Genomic DNA, 19,553 nt, shown 5'->3' with positions numbered 1-19,553 from the left:
TAAAAAAACCACTCTCAAACACTGTATTACAAACAGTTATACACAATACATAAACAACATCAATCGCACCCTCACTCTCAAATCACTAAAACAAAAAACATATAACCACAGCCAAACAAACCTTATCTCACGCAATACTCTCTCGCTTTACCCTAACTATTTATTCAAAAAATCCAATTTAACTACTTTTAACAAAAACTATTTGACACAGGATAAAAATAGGCTACTTGCATCTCTTGTGAATCCCAGTCTACTTATTAATTTAGCCTTATCAACCGCGCTAGTTAACTAACACCAAAGACCTAACCTACATGCCCAACACATCCTACTGGCTAAACAAAGCCAGTTTCTCACTAATCAACAGATTCATTATATTCTTTTTTGGGTTTGCCGCATACTTTGTATTGGTCCGAGTATTGGACAAGAGTGATTTTGGGATCTATACTTTATACACCATCATCATCACATTTGTTGAAATGTCCAGAAATGCCTTCATTCAGAATGGCTTTGTCAAGTATTTTTTGGACAAAAATTATAATAAGAAAGACATTATTAGCTCCTCCATCTGGCTCAATACAACGCTAACCATTGTCACGACTTTCGCCTTGTACCTTTTAGCTGACTACATAGGTCATACGTATGATTCTAAGGTACTTTCTCGAATGATTCGTCTTTACTGCCTCTTTTCACTCTGCATGGTCCCCTACTCTCAGGTCATGTATTATTATAGTGCTCTGGTCAATTTCAAAATACTTTCTGTTCTCTCATTTATCCGCTATGGCTCATACTTTGTGCTTATTCTGGGAGCAATACTCTTTGATAAGAGTATTGACCTAATGGATGTTGCTACTTTACAAGTTGCATCCATCTTCTTAGGTGGGTTTTTCTCTATATTCTACTTGATGCGTATCGAGTTCTTGAGTTTCTCGTTTTCAGCAAAAGTCATTAAAGAACTACTTAACTTCGGAAAATACACATTCGGTGTAGGGCTTACTTCCCTTCTAACTCGGAGCGTAGACCAATTGATGATAGGTTATTTCATCTCTGCAGAAGCGGTCGCTAGTTACAACGTGGCTGGCCGGTTCATGAATTTTATAGAAATCCCGATCGCTTCACTATCGCAAGTCTTGTATCCCCGTTTTGCCGAAACCGCAAACCATCCAGAACCACAATTAGCAAGAGCTAGGTTATTCGAGAAATCATCTGGAACTATCCTTGCTGCAATCACTCCATTTGTATTAATGATATTCATCCTCCCATCCTTCTTCATCTCAATTGTTGCAGGTCAAAAATACCTTGATGCAGTCCCCATCCTCCAAATATTCATGCTTTTGAATCTTCTCAAACCATTCTCAACACAAGCAGGTTCTGTATTAGAAGTAAGTGGAAAACCGAAAGTGGGATTTTATGCTCTACTAACCAGCACAGGTATCAACATTGTCTTGAACTACTATTTTATTCAAATGGACAATTCTTTCGGAGGCATACTTGGTGCAGCCATTGCTTCTGTTATATCTGGGGCGTCCTTCGTAATGATCGCTTTGCTGGCCATCAACCGAGAATCACCATTCTCTGTAACCAATACTTTCGAGCAATTTCTCAATGCTTACCGCATCGGATTCAATTTTCTTACCAATCAGATAAAAGCTAAACTATAACCTATGCCTGTTCAAAATTTTGTAATTATTAGTTTGTCCCCCTGGGATTTCGAGTATGGAAGCAACATCAGAGACATTGCTCTGGAACTATCACAGAAGCATAAAGTGTGGTTTGTTAACATTCCAGTCAAACGCTCTGAAGTATTCAGAAAAAAGAAAAAATGGATCAATAGCCGCAAAGAAGTAATCCGTTCAAAAAAGCCTTCTTACCAAGAAATCAACTCCAATTGCACAGTAGTCACTCTTCCAACGCTTTTTGAGTCCATCAATAGAATTAAACCCAAGAGAATATTTGATCTACTCAACCAACTCAACGGCAAAAGGTACGCCAAGGCCATTGAGCAAATGCTAACCGAAAAGGGCATACACAACTATTATCTCATCAATGACAATGATTTCTATTCAGGGCTTTATCTCCCAGATTACTTGTCTGCCAAAAAGAACATCTACTATTTGCGTGACTACATGCGCGCCATGTCCTACTGGAAGACTCATTCTGAGCGGATCGAACCCCTACTGATCAGCAAGTACGACATAACCTTGGCCAACTCTACATTTCTAGCACAGTATGCCGCAGCCTTCAACTCAGAATCATACTACGTAGGTCAAGGCTGTGACATAGACTATTTCACAGATCACACCCCTCCCCAGGCTCCTCCTATTGACTTGGCCTCAATAAAAGGTGAAATCATAGGATATGTAGGTGCACTAAACTCCGAACGGCTCAATATAGATCTCATTGAGTATATAGCACAAAACAACCCTAGTTATCAAATTGTATTGATCGGCCCTGAGGACAGTGGCTTTCAAGTATCAAATCTGCATCACATCTCCAATGTACACTTTTTGGGCAAAAAGGACTTCTCCGAATTGTATGCCTACATGTATTATTTTAATGTTTGCATCAACCCTCAAAACATCAACGAAATAACTATTGGAAACTATCCACGAAAAATAGACGAATACTTGGCTATGGGCAAGCCCACAGTAGCAACTCACACCATCAGCATGGAGCCGTTTCAAACAGTTTGTTATTTGGCAAAAGACAAAGAAGCTTTCTCTCAATGCATTCAAACTGCCCTTGAAGAAAACACCTCATCGAAGGAGCAGACTAGAAAACAACTTGCCCAATCTCATACATGGAAAAATTCAGTACATTTAATGACTCAATACCTCAACCTATAATGAAAAGAATACTAACACTCATTCTTCTACTTGGCACTTGCCTCCCTCTATTGGCTCAATCTGACGACAACCTATTGATCATTCAAGAAGATTTAGACAGGCTCATTCTTTCGGCCATTGAGAACAGTACAAAATTGGATGTACACCAACTGTCTCTAGAGTCTGCAGCATATCAAAAGAAAATGATCAATAATGAGCACCTTAGTATCATTTCGCTCTCAGGGAACCTAAACGAATATAGTATACGTGAACTGAGCGGCGATCAAACAGTTTCTAGCTTTTATCCGCGATACAATGTCGGGCTAAGCTTTCGTCTTAATCATTTTTCAGAAATTAAGAATCGAAAAAAGCTACTAGAAAAAGATCAACAGGTCATCCTCAAACAGGCCGAAATTTTGGAACGGGATCTCATAGAGGAAGTCAAGAAAAAATACATTGAATACTTAAAAACCAAGCAAGTACTCAACATAAGAAAAAGGCTGGAACAGTTCAGTGTAGCGGATTTCAATGCCGTCGAACAGAAATTCAGTGAAGGATCCATCGATCTGCCAGAGTACTCCGCAGCTAGGCGAGATTACTACAGCACCAAAATGCAAGTACTGGAAGCGGAAAGCCGCTACCAACAGGCTAAGACGGAACTAGAAACTGTCGTAAATAACTCATTGGAAAGCATGGGCATAGAATAAGGGCATACATATAGAAACATGACATACACCCTACTTCTACAGGACTCCATACTTGACTGACTATAGCCAAACCTATCCATTTGTAGGGAGTGAGGTAAGCAGTTCGGTATCGATACGATCCAATACACCTTTGTCAGTAGTCTCATCAAATTTTCTAGCAAATAGGTGAGGCAAACTTTTCAACTCCTCAAAATGCTCACTAGTCAAAACAGCAGGATGCGGGACATCACCCTGGGGCCATTTAGCATACGTTAGGCCTGGACGTACAGCCCCCATTCCCTTTTGTAGGTTACCCAATACTGTGTGTAAATAAATCTCGTCTGAAGACAAACAATGCTGTACATACTTCATTAAATCGGGTCGCATTGCATGAAATGACAATACATCTCGGACTGTTTCTCTACTAAAGCTAAACCAAACCCATCCACCATATGCTACCAAGCCCTTTGGGAATTCGCGTGTCTTTGGAAGTATCAAGCTCAACCCCATATCAAGCATCTTTCTCAACAAACTGGGACTATTGGGATTGATTGGGTACTCAAACAGCTTATCCTTGACAAAAAAATAATACTTCCTAATCCGCTGTATTTTTGCTTCTGACCAGCCACTCTGGTCAAAACTCACGATATCAATGAAGTCACTCGATGGATGCTCATCAAAAAATTTCAAGATTCGCTCCACAGGTTTTAGAGGGTAATCCATACCACTCAATAAAGTCACTCTAGAGATTCCGGGTATCAACCTAATCGCTTCGAGCCCGCCCATGATAGCCTTTATCATTCCAATACTACCCCATTGAGAGCGACTCCTCTTGAGCCAGACGACCTCTACATCATCCAGTGCATATTCAAAAGGTTTAATGTCTACTTTCTTATCCACGTGAATAAAAAACACAACACGCTCAGAGACCAACCGACCTACCAATCTCCTCAGCTGTTCGGGGTTCTTGTGAGCGATGATCAAAAAAGCTACTTTATCCATTTTCTACTTCCTGTTTCATTTGACTTGAATCCAAACTGATGTACGCCAAACACAAGGCAAACAATATTTTTAACGAACCGATATTCATGATCTCCTGAGGGTACTGTCCCAACAAGAACATAAACAACAATGCGACCAACACCATCCTAAAATTATCAGAGAAGTCATCCACCCGAATCTTCAAGGAATCCAAGGATCTTTTGATCGCATAAAAGTTAATATACAACCATAGTGCGAGCCCTATAAACCCTGTCTCTATCACTATCCTGACCAGTTCTGAATCAGGGGGAAAGGAACCTAAAAAAGTATGTGGAGAATACTTCATACCCAAATACCCTGTACTCCCTAGCCCATACCCAATAGGTGACCTGACTAGGTATGTTCTCAACCTCATTTGATTATTGTATCGTACTTGCATGGATGGATCTTCGTCCGGGTTGAATGCGGTCGTCATGACATACAAAGCCTGACCACCTCCTGTCACAGCGATATAGGCTACCAACATACATGTCACGAAAGCGGTATAAAGTAACAACTCTCTCCTCCTACTCAAAATAACATAAATCGCCGCACCAGCGACAAACATCACTGTCGCTGTACGTGTCCCTGTATAAATCATCGCCCATGCCGAAAGCATACTCAGTACCAAATACCCATACTTATGCCACATTTTCATCCCCCGTTGAAAGGCCAGCCCCAAGCACATGACCCCATTGAAAGCTAAAACCACCCCATTTTCCATAGGCCCAGAAAAAAAGGAGATTTTTCTCATCCTACCAAAAGTATTGATGAGTGACATGGCATTTTCATCTCTAGCGATATAATTATAATCCCAAGGAGGGTACCCTCCAAACTCTTGAACCAACGTATACAGTGCCGCCAACGTGGTAAACAATACCCACGTTCCCAGCAGATAATTAATGGATTTTTTTTGATACAACAGAATGGAGTAAATGATAAAAAAAGGGATGATATTGTTGACAACCTGTCTAATCGCATGAAACCACGCACCGCGTGATGCAGCAAATGGATTAAACAATTCAATAAAACAAAGCAACAACCACAACAGCAACAACCCTCCTATTCGCTGTTGATGACCACTCAGTTTGCCCCGAAACAAGAGAACAAATAAGGCCAAGAAATTCAGCCCCTCCAAAGCAAAACCTAATGGAATCGAGGTAACTTTCAGTACTCTATAAAAAAGAAAAAACAACAAGAAAGTGCAAAACCAATTGATAATAACGGCATAGAGTGGGTTCAAATAGATTGAATAAATAACCATCAATGCAATCAAAAGCCCAATAAAGAATATCGCCAGTGTCAAGCTTAATGCCCCCAATAGATTAGCACATAAGGAAACACCACTCGCGACTAACACAAATACCCAAAAGCTATTTTTTATCTTGTCTAGTATGAAATAATACATCTTAAGCTTAGAGAATCATGATCTTCAACCAGAAAAAAAACGCTATCACCGCAGCACCTAACTTCATTGACACAATCAAAATCCTCAAAAAAGGGTCTTTATTTTGATCAAATGACATCTTCACTACGAACCTTATTCAAAACTTTTAGGCTCAGTTTTCCTTTCACCTCTTCGAAAAACTGCATGGAATTCTGATCACGTGATGTAAATTCATCTTCAACCGAAAACACCGGCACGATATAATCTGCATATCTCGACAACTCCTTCGAATCAGAGTACAGATTCAATGCTGCTCCCTCTATAAATATAAAATCAAAGCGCTCCTTCAAATAACCCAACAAATTGCTAAACTGCAATTTGGAAAATATCTCTTCAGGTGACTGGTGAATATTCTGTCCTTTCATCAGGAATACATATGGATTATTCGTTTTGGATATGATATCTCCTTCTGAAAAATCCATCTTATACTTCTCATTCACGACCATTGGCTTGCCTCCCAATGATTTCAAGATCACATTAAACCCTTCAAACTCCTTTTGGAAGTCAGGGTTTCCTAAACCATTGGTTAGGGCATTGCTCCTAAAATTTGTATCGATTATTAGGACCTTCTTCTGCACCAAACTCAACGAAAAAGCCAGTGCGGTGAGTAAGAACGACTTGCCCGAACCTTCCCTTAGAGAAGTGAACAAAAATATACTTCCTTTCAAGTCTTGGATATTGTACCGGAGCTTTCTCAAAGACTGCAACAACACGGTAGAGTCTCCCTCCTTCAGCATACTAAAGTCCCCGACGAGTATTTTCTCCAACTTTCCAATATTGGAAAAACTCTGTATGTACCCAGATGCGTCCATCTTGGTCTCTCTCTTAAACTTGATTGGGTTCTTGATCCGCTGGTCCAAAAACTCAAAAGCCAAAATCATAAACAACGTAATAACAAAACCAATCACCAGACCTAACGCCGTAAACATAATCGTCTTTCTAGACTGAGGATCCTCTGGTATATCCCCATAATACGACAATTTGATCGCACTACTTCCAGCCAGAAGCTCACTCCTCGCTTGGTTGTATTTATCCTGTGCAGCAATCATTTCATCACGGGATTGCTTAACTTCTGTTTCAATATTCTCCAACACAGATTTTGTATTGGCGAGACTCTGTACAGCTCCCTTCTCTATCGCAAATTGATCGTATAGCTTTTGCAAATCCACCAGAGCAATCTCATACTCTACCTTCAATTCATTCTCTTTATCGAACAGAGCATCTAGGTTTACTTTGTCTCCACTTGTCGAAGTGTGCATATACATTTCAGACTGCAATTTCCCTCTCAATAAATCCAATGAATCACGTACTACCTTGTTTTTAGGCTCGGCGATTAACTCAGAGCTCAATCGATCAATGTCGTTTTTCAACTTGATAATTCGTTTGCGTCCATTGTACGAACTTGTCTTATCTGTCTCTGCGATCTTTCCTCGTAGATTTTGCAACCTATAGTTAATGCTTCGAATATTGCTTTCCTTCTCCCTGATCAGTCGCTCATACTCACCAATAGGATCAGAATCTGGGTTCGAAGACATGAACATATATCGAGATCTATACCGGTTCAACTTCGCGATATTCTGACTAAGTAAGTCCTGCTTATCCTCAAGGATCTGTGACAATACTCCCAGTGACTCATTGAGACGATTGTTCTTTTGAAAATCATAATAATCAATAAATGTATCTGCCCATAGATTGACTACATATGCTGATAGACCTGGTACTTCCGAGGAATACCTTATATTGATAAAATCAGTGTTTCCAATTCGACTGATACTGACATTAGACAACAACTCCTTTTCATCATATTTGTACATCTCCAATAAATCAAAAATATACCTCCCAGTAGAATTGGTGCGATTAATAATCTTGAAGCCATCCTTGGCATCAGCCAATTGACTCAACACGCTATCCAATACTTCTCCTGTGGGAGCTGAGATATACTCATCTTCCTCAAACTTAGGTCTTCGAAACGGCTCGTCGCTAGACAAATCACGATACAGCAACTTATACGACAGGTTATTCACAACCATCTTGGAAGCCATGTTTTCAATCAAATTACCAAAATTCAACGCAGTCTGAAATGGACTGATATTGTTCTTCTCATTGGAAAAATCATTGGCAATCGTCAATCCTGTAGAGATCTGAGACTCCGACACATAGTATCTCTCTGATGCGAATCGAAGCGCAAACGCAATCGCTGCTGATATTAAGGGAATGATAAAAAGAAGCAATTTCTTTCTATTCAGTACTTTGAATAATTCTTGAAACTCCATAAATAGATAATGAACAGTTGTGTTTCTATAGACCAACCGTCCATACCATATAGGTCCAAAAAAAGAATGTATCCCTCTTCGTTGATGAGACGGATACATCGCTTATTTGTAGAGATGAGGATAGGTTTAGGATGGTTATCTCTTTCAGTAAACGCATGACATTGCACCTGTTAGCAAATCATGCGGCCAATTTACAAAAAAACTTAGCTTACAATCACTCTTACCTAGAGAGATTCAAGACTTTTTTCAATGAACTAGAATCAAATAAAACATTACGGAGAACAAATTGTACTTATCAACAATTCCCTATCAACTAAGACTTAGTTCTATGACTTTTCAACCAATCAATTTTATATTGCAATCAAATACAAATTGACCTCCTAACCTAATGCATTACCTAATCTTACTTTACCAGGTGTTTCGTGTCAAACACTGGATCAAGAACACCTTTATCTTTATCCCAAGTTTCTTTGCAGGACACTTTTTCTTCGAGGGTGAAATTCCACGCCTAGTAGCGGGATTCTTCTCGTTCTCGCTAGTGGCCAGCTCGATCTATATCATCAATGACATCCGCGACCGTGAGATGGATCGCCTCCACCCCAAAAAGAAAGAACGCCCATTTGCTGCCAACAAAATCACTCCTACTCAGGGCATCCTATTGATGCTGATCACCTTATCCATTGGCCTGGCATCTGCCTACTACTTGTCGGTAGACTTTCTGATACTTACAGGTATCTACCTTCTGCTCAATATCGGCTATTCGATGGGACTCAAAACCGTCCCAATTGTCGATCTATTGATTGTATCCTTGGGATTCATCATCCGCATCTATATGGGGGGAATACTCTCCGGAGTAGCTGTTTCTCACTGGCTGTCCATCATGATCTTCCTACTGTCTTTATTCATCGTACTGGCCAAACGAAGTGACGATATACGCATATTTGAAGAAAACGGCACCATGGTGCGCAAAACATCTTCCAAGTACAACGCGAGCTTCATTCACGCCTGCATCACCATGGTCAGTGGTATCATCATTGTCTCTTACATTCTCTATTGTGTATCACCTGAGATCACGCAGCAGTGGGACTCCCAGTACATTTTTGTGACGACCATATTTGTCATCGCTGGGATCATGCGCTATCTTCAAATCACGATGGTCGAAAAAAACACAGGTTCACCGATCCAAATTTTATACAAAGACAAGTTCATCATCATTACCTTGATCTGTTGGCTGGCCAGTTTTGGAATCATCATCTACCTCTAGATTGCCATGAAAAAACTTGCACTTTTTGATTTTGACGGCACCATCACAAGCAAAGACACCCTCTTTGAGATCGCTAAGTTCTCTACCACTCCAGTCAAATATTACACCAATCTCCTCTTGCTCTCTCCCGTTTTCGTAGGAGTCAAAGGAGGATGGATCTCTGCCCAAAAAGGAAAAGAACATTTCTTGAAAATGTTCTTTGGTGGCATGGACACGCTCGCATTTGCGGGGCTGTGCGAACGATTTTGTGACAAGCACTTGCCTCAAATCATTCGTCCACAGGCACTCAAAGAGATCCAAAAACACTTGCGTGAAAAAACGGACATCTACATCGTCTCAGCTTCTCCTCAGGATTGGATCAAACCCTGGACAGACCTATTGGGCATCTCCTGTATTTCTACTGCTTTGGAGACAGACCAGTCCGTGATCACTGGAAAAATCCTAGGAACCAACTGCAACGGAGAGGAAAAAGTCATACGAATACGCAAAATCCTGGACCTCACAGGATACGATACCATCGAAGCATACGGAGATACCAAAGGCGACATTCCGATGCTCAAACTCGCCAATACCAAACACTTCAAACCTTTCACCTAACATGGAACTTTTATTTTGGATCTTGATCGCTCTAGTAGGCTACACCTATGTCGGGTATGGCATCCTGCTTTACATTCTGGTCAAACTCAGAGGGTCAAAAATCAACCCATCCGTATATACCTCCAATCACGAAATCCCCATCACCCATATCGTAGCTGCATTCAACGAAGAAGACTACATCGAAGAAAAAATCAAGAATGCACTCGCACTTGACTACCCAAGTGCGCTCAATGAACTATGGATCGTGACCGATGGCAGCACAGACAGTACTCCTGATTTGGTCAAAAAACACGAAAATGTGAAGCTCTTTCATAGTCCCGAACGAAAGGGGAAAATCCATGCTGTGAACCGCGTCATGCCTCTCGTCAAAACACCAGTAGTCGTCTATTCAGATGCCAACACCATCCTCAACGCAGAATCACTCCATCACATCACACGACACTACCTTGACCCTGCGGTCGGGTGTGTCTCTGGAGAAAAAAGAATTCGCCAAGAGGATAGTGACGAAGCATCCAGTGCTGGGGAAGGCATGTATTGGAAGTATGAGTCATTCCTCAAGAAGTATGACTACCACCTCTACTCAGTCGTAGGTGCAGCAGGCGAACTCTTCTCTATCCGCACCGACCTCTACCAAGAGATCCAAACAGATACGCTCATCGAGGACTTTTACTTGTCGCTGAGCATCGCTAAGAAAGGCTACAAAATCGCATACGAACCCGATGCCTACGCCCTCGAAAACTCCTCCGACTCGATCAAGGAAGAATCCAAACGAAAAATAAGAATTGCTGCGGGAGGACATCAAGCCATCTGGAGATTACGAGCTTTACTCAATGTCTTCAAATATGGCTGGCTCAGTTTCCAATTCATCTCTCACCGTGTCTTGCGATGGACACTGACCCCTCTAGCGCTACTAGGACTACTCGTACTCAATGTACTCCTGGCACAGCACAGCCTACTCTATCTTGGTCTGCTCTTTGCACAAGTAGCGTTCTATCTGTTGGCTTACTTGGGCTATTTTTTCCAAAAACGAAAAATCAAAGTCAAAGCTTTCTTTGTCCCTTTCTACTTCACCTTTATGAATCTATCCGTGTACCAAGGGTTTGCACGTTTCGTCCGAGGCAGTCAATCCGTGCTCTGGGAACGGGCATCAAGAAAAAAGTAAAGACCTAGAAAATTAGTGCATCCGATCAGAGCGCACTTCGAGATTCTTCATAATTTCGGCCTCTGCCACGAGAAATTCCGACCAACGTTGGGACACATGCTCCTCACTAGTATACTTCTTGGCGAGATCCAAAAACGTGTGATAGTGCCCTGCCTCTGAAACCATCAGTTCGTAGTAAAACTTGGACAAATCCTCGTCCTCGATGTGCTGCCAGAGCAACTTGAAGCGCTCACAGCTTCGTGCTTCGATCAGCGCATTGAGTAGAAGTTTCTCTACGAGCTGCTCGTCTCTAGACCCTCCCGTTTTGAGGATCTGACTGATCGCCGCGACGTACTCGTCCTTGCGCTTGCGTCCGAGGCTTACACCCCGTGCTTTCATCTTCTCCAATACGCGCTCAAAGTGTCCCCACTCCTCTGCGACCAACTCTGTCATAACCTCCACCAAATCCTCGCGCTCGGGATATGTCACAATCAGTGAGATGCCAGACGAGGCAGCTTTCTGTTCACAATAAGCATGATCAATCAATATCTCAGCGATATCTTTCTCGGCAATATTGACCCACCGAGGGTCTGTAGGAAGGTTCAGTCCTAATGTGGTCTTTTCCATATGGAGTCATTTCTTTTGGCTCTCCTGACTTGAGGAGAAGTACCCATCTTACATTCTAATCAAAAAACATCCACCTCAGCCCCAAATCAATGGCTCTACGCTGACCTGGGTAATAAGGGCTAGCAAAGTAGCCCTGGTCACGGCCTTGGTTGAGATACTCTACATTGATGAAGAGCGAAAGGTCGTTGGCCTTCATCACGAAAAACACATCTGCCGTAAAGTACGACGGCAATTCAAAATCGTCCTGTAGATAAAACTGCTGAGTAATCGGGTCATATGCCTTCGCCTGATACGCCGACTGCCATCGCAAATTGAACCCCAGCTGAAACTCCATGAAATCATTGAATACAATATTGGAGTAATAGAGCTTGCCGAAGTAATTCCAATCTGGCACTCTCATGGCGTTGGCTCCTTTGCCCGACACGTTGTTCCATACGAGACGATTGTCAAGATGCATGTGCTTCAAAAAAGTCAAATTAGCCTTCGCCGAATACTTATTGACAAAAATGGCATCACTCTCCTGTTTCGCCTTTTGGTCATAGCCAAAATAAACATACTCATCAATCGTCGAGATCGTCACCTCTGGCTCTACATACAAAAACGGCAAAGTGAAGAAAATAGAACCGTTAATGCTATTGGCTAAGGTCGAATTGAAGCTATTGTCCCATTCATAGTGGTTGCCATAATAGCGGTCAGCCAAAAACGAAGGTTCGTACAAACTGCTCGTGTAGCTAGCTCGGAGAAATGAATTTTTGAAATAGCCCGTAAAATAGTAGTTGCCTTGATCCATCACTTCAGCCCGTCCCCCCAACTCGTTGGTTTTGGTGACCAGCAGCTTGATATCTCCTCCAAGGTAGTTTTCTCCCACATTTTCAAAGGGGCTGATGTATCGATAGCGAAAATCCAAATCTCTACGCTTGACATAGGCCGAATAATAAATACGATCCGACACCCTACCTTTGATTCCAGCTTCGATTTTGGTCTCTGTCATGGTCGATGCATCCTCAGTAGAGTCCGTCCTAATCAACAAGTCTTTGTAATAATCCACAGATTCGTCCAACGGCGTATCGGTGTATTCATTCGTCACCACCGATCGTTCGATCGTATTGTACACCTCAAAAAACGGCTTCAAAGAATACTCATGATAGAGATACAAGCGTCCACGCTTGTCAAAGCTCTGTGCATTGCGCAAATAAATATCTGCATCCTGATAAAGATAGTAATCCGTTTGGTCCGTTGTCTCTACTATACCACCCGTCTCTAGGATCACTTGATCGTTGGTATAGGCATGAAACATCGCATGATACTTTTTGTTTTTGGTCCGGTAGTATACATAAAAATCCGCCGCAGTGCTCTTGACCTGATTTTCTTTGAGAGACGAAGTTCCAATTTGCTTTTCGGACGAAACGTGAGTGATATCAAAGCCTACGTTCCATTGGGGATTGATATTGCGAGAAAACGCAAAATCGACCATATTCCTTCCCTTTCCACCAAAGACCACATTGAGATCAATGAAAGGGGACTTGGTGTCGTAATACTTGAACTGCTCCGGTGTCTTGACATAGGGATCGTAGGCATGAAAACCCGTCGTGCGCCCGATCATTGTAGGGATGTCATAGTACATGGGTTTGAGTGCTGTCCCGTTGTTTCCCAAGTTTTGGTAGTCTACCTCAGAGCCTCTCGGCAAGAGAAATTTCTCCAAGTTGTACAGTGATGTATCCATCGTATGATACAGCGTATCGCTCTGCTTGAGATCATCGACGGTGATGTACTGCGTAGAAGTCGGTCCATAGACCAAGCGAGTAGAATCATCCAAAATTTGTGCCTCAGCCACTACAGATAGTGCTACTAGCAATACAAACAGACCAATATTTTTGATTCTCACTCCGATGGTTTAGTTCTAAAATAGCGAATTTATAAACAAGCGCTCAAAGGTATCATGATCCTCAATATTTTCTGATTGATCCCCACAATAATATACCGATTGCACTAGAGAGTGCTCTCCTGACGACATCTGGATCAGTACAACCTCCACCGACGCATGGCACCAACACTGCGCTTGCTCTCTCCAATACACCTCGTCAGGACGCTCTCCCGTGTAGGTATAGAGCACAAAATCAACCGAAGACAACATGCGAGTGGACTCAAAGCGAGATCCTATCGGCCACATTTCCTCTTCCCAAAACAGCCGGTTCACACTCGTCACCAATATCACCCGCTGGTGGCGTACTTCGCTCATGAGCTTATGCTTGGTCAGTACAAACACATCTCTCCCTGGGTACAGAGACACGGACTCAGACATCGGTAGTACAGGACTTCCCTTGTAGACCAACGCATCACTCGTCGGACTCATCGCTGACTGGGTCACGTACTCGGCTCCTTCTACAGGCAATCCTACCAGTCCCAATTCTTTGGCCGTCTTCTGCTCCACCATCACAAACTCCCCGAGCCCAGCAGATCGAAACAACTCACTCAAATACACCAATACTGGACGGGTATTTTCGTCTTTGATACTCAGTATGGCCACAGTAGGGAGCTCAAACTCCACCGATTTCCAAGTACCCACATCAAATTGACGCTTTCGCCAAAAGGCAAAAAAACGAGTCAGTAGACTCAGAGGGTACAATATCACATGCGAAAGCCAATTCATGGTCGCAAAAATATTCATATTGGACGGTAAAAAACCTTAGTTTTGACCCCTAAGTTTAATCAAGTATTGGAACCAAATCCCGAACACATGCAGATCAGTGAAGTAATCGGACACCTCAACCAATGGGCCCCTCCTGCCTATCAAGAATCCTACGACAACTCCCGATTGATCGTCGGTGACGCTCATACAGCAATCACAGGCATACTCATCTCTCTTGATTGCACGGAAGCAGTCGTCGAAGAAGCCATCACCAAAGGCTGCAATCTGATCGTTTCGCATCATCCAATCGTATTCTCTGGTCTCAAGAGTCTAACCGGCAAAAACTACGTTGAGCGAACAGTCATCAAGGCCATCAAAAACGATATCGCATTGTTCAGCATCCACACCAACCTCGACAATGTACACACCGGTGTCAACAAAAAGATCTGTGACCTAATCGGGCTAAATCAGACCCGTATCCTTGCTCCCAAAAGCGGCCTATTGACCAAACTCACGAGCTTCGTACCTCTGGACCACCGCGAAGCAGTACTTCAAGCGCTGTATCTAGCAGGAGCAGGCAGCATCGGCAACTACGACCAATGCAGCTTCACCGTCGAAGGCACAGGTACCTTCCGTCCCAATGCTTCGGCCAATCCATACAGTGGACAAGCCGGAGAGGTCAGTACAGCTGCAGAATCACGTATCGAGGTACTCCTACCCCGACACCTTCAAAGCCAAATCGTACGTGCGCTACAAAAAAGCCACCCTTATGAAGAGGTAGCCTACTACCTCACAGAGCTCAGTAACACCCACCAAGAAGTAGGTTCAGGAATGATCGGTCAGCTCACCGAGCCGATGAGCAGTACCGCCTTCTTGCAACACCTCAAGGATACATTCCATCTCTCGGTGATCAAACACACCGCGATCCACCGCGATCAAATACAGAAAATAGCAGTATGTGGAGGAGCGGGTAGCTTCCTACTAAGATCAGCCAAAAGCGCTGGCGCTGATGTATTTGTGACAGGAGATTTCAAGTACCATGAATTTTTCGATGCAGAGGATTCAATACTCATTGCAGATATCGGACACTATGAAAGTGAAGTCTTTACAAAAGAATTAATTTATGATTTTTTAATAGAAAAATTGGGTAATATTGCACTCAATTTCTCCGAGGAGAACACAAATCCGGTTAAATACTTTTAGAAAATTCATGGAAAGTACTGTAGCGCAAAAGCTTGAAGCTCTCACTAAATTACAATCAATAGATTCTAAACTTGACGAAATCATAAAGGTTCGAGGTGCATTGCCAGAAGAGGTAATGGACTTGGAAGATGAGGTCGCAGGGTACGAAACAAGAGTGGGAAACCACAACAGTGCTATTGAAGAACTAGAGTTGTCGATCACCAACAACAAAACTGCCATCAAAGATTCAGAAAAACTGATTCAAAAATACGAGGAGCAGCAGATGAACGTGAGAAACAACCGTGAGTATGATGCCATCACCAAGGAGGTAGAATTGCAACAACTAGAGATTCAAATTCTCGAAAAAAGAATCAAAGAAGCTCACGCCAAAATCGAGTCTAAAAACTTCGAAATCGAGGACACCAAATCTGCCCTCTTGGAGAGACAAAAAGACTTGGACAACAAAAAAGGTGAACTAGACAATATCACTGCCGAGAGCGAAGAAGAAGAAAAGAAACTCTTGAAAAACAGAGAAAAGGCATCTGGTCAGATCGAAGAAAGACTTTTGACCGCCTACAACAAAATCAGAGGAAACGTGCGAAACGGCCTTGCAGTAGTCCCTGTCAAAAGAGACGCGTGTGGCGGATGTTTCAACGTCGTGCCTCCACAAAAGCAAGCAGAAATCCGGGAGAAGAAAAAACTCATCGTGTGCGAGCACTGTGGCAGAGTCCTCTCTGATGTAGAGGATGTGATCGTTGAAGAAAAGAAGCCTACAAGAACAAGAAGAACGGCGGCTAAGAAGAAAGCATAATTTGAACTGTGTAAGCAGACATATTGAAAATATAAAGGTGAGTTATGCTCACCTTTTTTTGTTTTTACTCTGCTGGACCTGTCGTACAGAGCTCATAGCTCAAAAATCCATAGACCAACATCCCAAAATCTATTCGGCGTACCAGGACATCCTCAAACTCAAGCTGAATTCGGGAAGGAGTAAGCTCAAATCCATCATCCCCAGTCACGAAGAGCTCGGCCACTACCATTATACTCAGAGTCTCGCCGACGTGCTAGAGATTCTCGTCTCCGAAGATGCCCGACTGTTCAAAAAATACGAGGACAGTGAAGAAGACCACTTGGATGGAATCGACGAGCTAGAAGGAGACGATCCCTACAAAAGATTCTATTCGGCAGAGATCAAGATACAATGGGCTATCGTCAAAACGATGTTTCAGGATGACATCCGTGCGGGCTGGGCACTAAAAAGTGCCTACAGCGACATAGAAGACAACCTTGAGCGGTACCCTGACTTCTCACCCAACTACAAATCTCTAGGGACCTTGCATGTACTCTTTTCGGTCGTACCCGAAAGCTACCACTGGATTCTCAAATTCTTTGGACTCAAGTCCAGTACCATCCAAGGATGGAACGAGCTGTCCAAAATTGAAGAAAATAGCCCCTACTGGCTCGAAGCAAACCTAACCAAGAGCCTCATCGCACTCAACATCATCAACCAAGAAGAGGTCACCATGGAGATTCTCGACGATCTACTGCGCAAGAACAAGGACAATTTGATCGTCAACTACTTTTACAACATCGCTCTGATCAAATATGCCAAAAGTGAGCAAGCTCTAGCCTCCCTCACTCGGCTCAACTATGTAGGTAGCAGCTACTATTCCATCCCAAACATCTACTACAAACTCGGGGAGATCTACATCCAAAAGCAGCAGTACGCTATGGCGCGACTCAATTATTCCAAGTTTCTCAATCGTCAAAAAGGAAGCAATTTCGTCAAGGACACTTGGTTCAAGATATTCCTCACCTACTGGCTAGAGGGACAAGACAAGATTGCTGAAGTACATTGGCAAAAAGCAAAAAAAACAGGCAGCACGATAGTCGCCGCAGACAAAAATGCCGCGGACCTGCTAGCCAACGACCATTACCCAAACAAGAACTTGATCAAAGCTCGGCTCGCTACAGATGGCGGCTACTTTGCGCTGGCACACCGCACACTCAAAAACATCCAACAAGAGAGCATCAAAAACGAACGCGACGAAGCAGAATACTTCTACCGCTACGGTAGACTCTACGACAAAGAGGGCAAAGAAGAGGATGCACTATTCAACTACCTCAATACAATCAAAAAATCTGGGAAAGAAAACTGGTATTTTGCTCCATCGGCCTGCCTACAAACAGGCTATATCTACCAAGCCCGACAGGACACCGAAAAAGCCGAATACTACTTCCGAAAGGTCTTCACCTACAACAAGTATAAATACAAAGAAGACATCGACTACAAAGCCAAAGCAGCATTGGCTTTGCTATAACCGACCAGCTCGGTAGCCTCCTGACTCAATAATCACTTCTGCTCAACACGATGACCTACTGCCCCCCCTTCTTGGATTGGGTATGCAACCATTATTTAGCACTGGACGGTGAGTTGTCAAATAGGCTGCCCTACTGACAGTCATCGCGATCTTCGTATCCTATGGTATCAATCTAGGACAGGTTACCTTTTCCAAAACTTACCATTACCAACCCCCAAACTTCGCCTAATCTGGGGGGGGGTACATGACACTTAACCTCTTCGCCCAAGGCCAGGGGTTAAAAAAGCTTGACTTGCCAAACGCTAGCTTTCCGAAAAAATCAAACATAAAAAAAAGGGACACTGACGTGTCCCTTTTTTTTATGTTATTCATTCTGAATCTTACTCCTCTACCTTCACGAAGTTTTCCCCATCATATATCAACAGGATGTCACTCGCTCCCGCAGGATTGTAGGTCGCATATGTGATCAAATATTTCTGATCCACCTCTTTGATGAAAGTACTGCTATCCAACATAAATTCGTTGAGTGCAGCGATGATTTGCTCCTCCGACCATAGCGATAGATCAAAGTTACCGTACTGAAGTACACTCGCTGATCCACCAGGATTGCTCTCAGCCGTATTGGTACCGATGACTGTAAAATCAGCTCCAGACAATGTGTACTTGATTGTGTTGTCAGGTACCCATGTATCTCCCACTTTGCCAAAAGACAAAGTTACGTCAGTTGTCTGGAATGCGGCTCCATATGAGATCCAATCCATGCCATCAAACTCGTAAATCACAAAAGCTGGAGTCGTAGGATCTGTATCTTCACCATTGTCATAATTGAATTGGATCAACTTACGATCCCCTTCGTTGACGAATTTATAGGTATCCTTGAGGTAAACTGGAATTTTCTCAACTCCCTCGTCCTCGTTGCTAAAATCAATACCACTTTCGCCGAAGTAATCACCGTACACATTGTCAGGCAATATCTCCGCATACATCCAGCCATACGCTACCGTATAACCTGCTCTACTCGTCGTATCAGGCACTGCTCCCGTACTAGAGCTATAGAAAGCATGCTCTATATCCATGTAGTCACCATCTCCAGCATCCGGCTGTTTGTAAGTCGCATACTTAGGAATATCAGCAGTCAAGTTGCTGAAGTTACCGTATGTAAAACCAAGCTCGGCGTACTCTGCATCTGTCACAGTGTACGCATTGTAATCGCCTCTCAAATCTGGCGAACTACCATGGTACAAGGCGTAAGTCACCACTGCAGATGACCCAGCACCAAAGGCTGGAAATGCACTATTCAAAGCAAACGGCACATACTCTTTTGCCTCGTCTTCTGTACTGAAAGTTCCATAACCTGTGCACTCACATTCATCGTTGATCAGATCATAATCATCCTCGGTCAACGTATACGTCACATCCTTCACAAAACCTGAGCTAGAAGCATTGATCTCTTCCAAATCATCTTCCATCGGATCACAGGCAAAACACATTGTCAGTGCCAACAAAAAGAGGGTATATATATTGAATTTATTCATCTCTAATTT

Annotated in this window: 16 protein-coding genes; 9 read left to right on the top strand and 7 right to left on the bottom strand. The window is 42.9% G+C overall.

Translation table 11 applies throughout. From position 1 onward, the window contains the following. Positions 1-311: 311 nt before the first annotated feature. The 3 genes from BFP72_RS04025 to BFP72_RS04015 are packed head-to-tail and all read left to right on the top strand — an operon-like array spanning position 312 to position 3,529. A complete protein-coding gene (locus tag BFP72_RS04025) occupies positions 312-1,658 on the top strand; it encodes an oligosaccharide flippase family protein (RefSeq protein ID WP_099597905.1) in 1,347 nt (448 codons plus the stop codon). Positions 1,659-1,661: 3 nt separating this feature from the next. Further along, the gene (locus BFP72_RS04020) at positions 1,662-2,843 is read left to right on the top strand and encodes a glycosyltransferase (RefSeq protein WP_099597904.1); all 1,182 of its coding nucleotides are present in this window, start codon (positions 1,662-1,664) and stop codon (positions 2,841-2,843) included. After that, on the top strand, positions 2,843-3,529 hold the full coding sequence (locus tag BFP72_RS04015; protein WP_158233270.1) for a TolC family protein: 687 nt from the start codon (positions 2,843-2,845) through the stop codon (positions 3,527-3,529). Before BFP72_RS04020 ends, BFP72_RS04015 begins: the two co-directional genes overlap by 1 nt. Positions 3,530-3,601: 72 nt before the next feature. On the opposite strand, the gene BFP72_RS04010 is transcribed toward BFP72_RS04015, so the two are convergent. The 3 genes from BFP72_RS04010 to BFP72_RS04000 form a co-directional block, all read right to left on the bottom strand. Then, a complete protein-coding gene (locus BFP72_RS04010) occupies positions 3,602-4,510 on the bottom strand; it encodes a beta-1,6-N-acetylglucosaminyltransferase (protein ID WP_099597902.1) in 909 nt (302 codons plus the stop codon). Next, a complete protein-coding gene (locus BFP72_RS04005; RefSeq protein ID WP_158233269.1) occupies positions 4,503-5,666 on the bottom strand; it encodes an O-antigen ligase in 1,164 nt (387 codons plus the stop codon). The genes BFP72_RS04010 and BFP72_RS04005 overlap by 8 nt, the downstream gene beginning before the upstream one ends. A gap of 377 nt (positions 5,667-6,043) precedes the next feature. After that, positions 6,044-8,248: an exopolysaccharide transport family protein gene (locus tag BFP72_RS04000; protein WP_158233268.1), complete on the bottom strand. Its 2,205-nt coding sequence runs from the start codon at positions 8,246-8,248 to the stop codon at positions 6,044-6,046. A gap of 388 nt (positions 8,249-8,636) precedes the next feature. Here BFP72_RS04000 and BFP72_RS03995 point away from each other — a divergent pair, with 388 nt between their 5' ends. The 3 genes from BFP72_RS03995 to BFP72_RS03985 are packed head-to-tail and all read left to right on the top strand — an operon-like array spanning position 8,637 to position 11,271. Continuing rightward, positions 8,637-9,512, top strand: coding sequence for a UbiA prenyltransferase family protein (locus tag BFP72_RS03995; protein ID WP_099597897.1), 876 nt, complete (start codon positions 8,637-8,639; stop codon positions 9,510-9,512). 6 nt (positions 9,513-9,518) lie between these two features. Beyond that, positions 9,519-10,109: an HAD family hydrolase gene (locus BFP72_RS03990; protein ID WP_099597895.1), complete on the top strand. Its 591-nt coding sequence runs from the start codon at positions 9,519-9,521 to the stop codon at positions 10,107-10,109. Between the two features lies 1 nt (position 10,110). Further along, complete coding sequence (locus BFP72_RS03985) at positions 10,111-11,271, top strand: glycosyltransferase family 2 protein (RefSeq protein WP_099597894.1); 1,161 nt, start codon at positions 10,111-10,113, stop codon at positions 11,269-11,271. Positions 11,272-11,283: 12 nt separating this feature from the next. Here the strand turns inward: BFP72_RS03985 and BFP72_RS03980 are convergent, their stop codons facing one another. The 3 genes from BFP72_RS03980 to BFP72_RS03970 are packed head-to-tail and all read right to left on the bottom strand — an operon-like array spanning position 11,284 to position 14,527. Further along, complete coding sequence (locus BFP72_RS03980; RefSeq protein ID WP_099597892.1) at positions 11,284-11,877, bottom strand: tRNA-(ms[2]io[6]A)-hydroxylase; 594 nt, start codon at positions 11,875-11,877, stop codon at positions 11,284-11,286. A gap of 55 nt (positions 11,878-11,932) precedes the next feature. Further along, a complete protein-coding gene (locus BFP72_RS03975) occupies positions 11,933-13,762 on the bottom strand; it encodes a putative porin (protein ID WP_099597891.1) in 1,830 nt (609 codons plus the stop codon). A gap of 15 nt (positions 13,763-13,777) precedes the next feature. Then, the gene (locus tag BFP72_RS03970; RefSeq protein ID WP_143519929.1) at positions 13,778-14,527 is read right to left on the bottom strand and encodes a hypothetical protein; all 750 of its coding nucleotides are present in this window, start codon (positions 14,525-14,527) and stop codon (positions 13,778-13,780) included. Between the two features lie 42 nt (positions 14,528-14,569). On the opposite strand from BFP72_RS03970, the gene BFP72_RS03965 reads away from it, so the two are divergent. From BFP72_RS03965 to BFP72_RS03955, 3 genes are read left to right on the top strand one after another with little or no spacing between them, the layout of a single operon-like run. Then, positions 14,570-15,709 (top strand): Nif3-like dinuclear metal center hexameric protein, encoded by a 1,140-nt coding sequence (locus BFP72_RS03965; protein WP_369824011.1) that lies wholly within the window; start codon positions 14,570-14,572, stop codon positions 15,707-15,709. 7 nt (positions 15,710-15,716) lie between these two features. After that, positions 15,717-16,499, top strand: a complete 783-nt coding sequence (locus BFP72_RS03960) for a zinc ribbon domain-containing protein (protein WP_099597887.1) — start codon at positions 15,717-15,719, stop codon at positions 16,497-16,499. A 37-nt stretch (positions 16,500-16,536) separates the two neighbouring features. Further along, a complete protein-coding gene (locus BFP72_RS03955) occupies positions 16,537-18,009 on the top strand; it encodes a tol-pal system YbgF family protein (RefSeq protein WP_099597886.1) in 1,473 nt (490 codons plus the stop codon). A gap of 380 nt (positions 18,010-18,389) precedes the next feature. Here BFP72_RS03955 and BFP72_RS03950 read toward each other — a convergent pair whose 3' ends face one another. Further along, entirely contained in the window at positions 18,390-19,544 is a 1,155-nt protein-coding gene (locus BFP72_RS03950) for a hypothetical protein (protein WP_099597885.1), read from the bottom strand. Between the last annotated feature and the right edge of the window lie 9 nt (positions 19,545-19,553).

Origin of the sequence: Reichenbachiella sp. 5M10 (assembly GCF_002742335.1) — a bacterium.
In the GTDB taxonomy this organism is placed as follows: Bacteria; Bacteroidota; Bacteroidia; order Cytophagales; family Cyclobacteriaceae; genus Reichenbachiella.
This window is presented reverse-complemented; position numbering and strand designations above follow the sequence as displayed.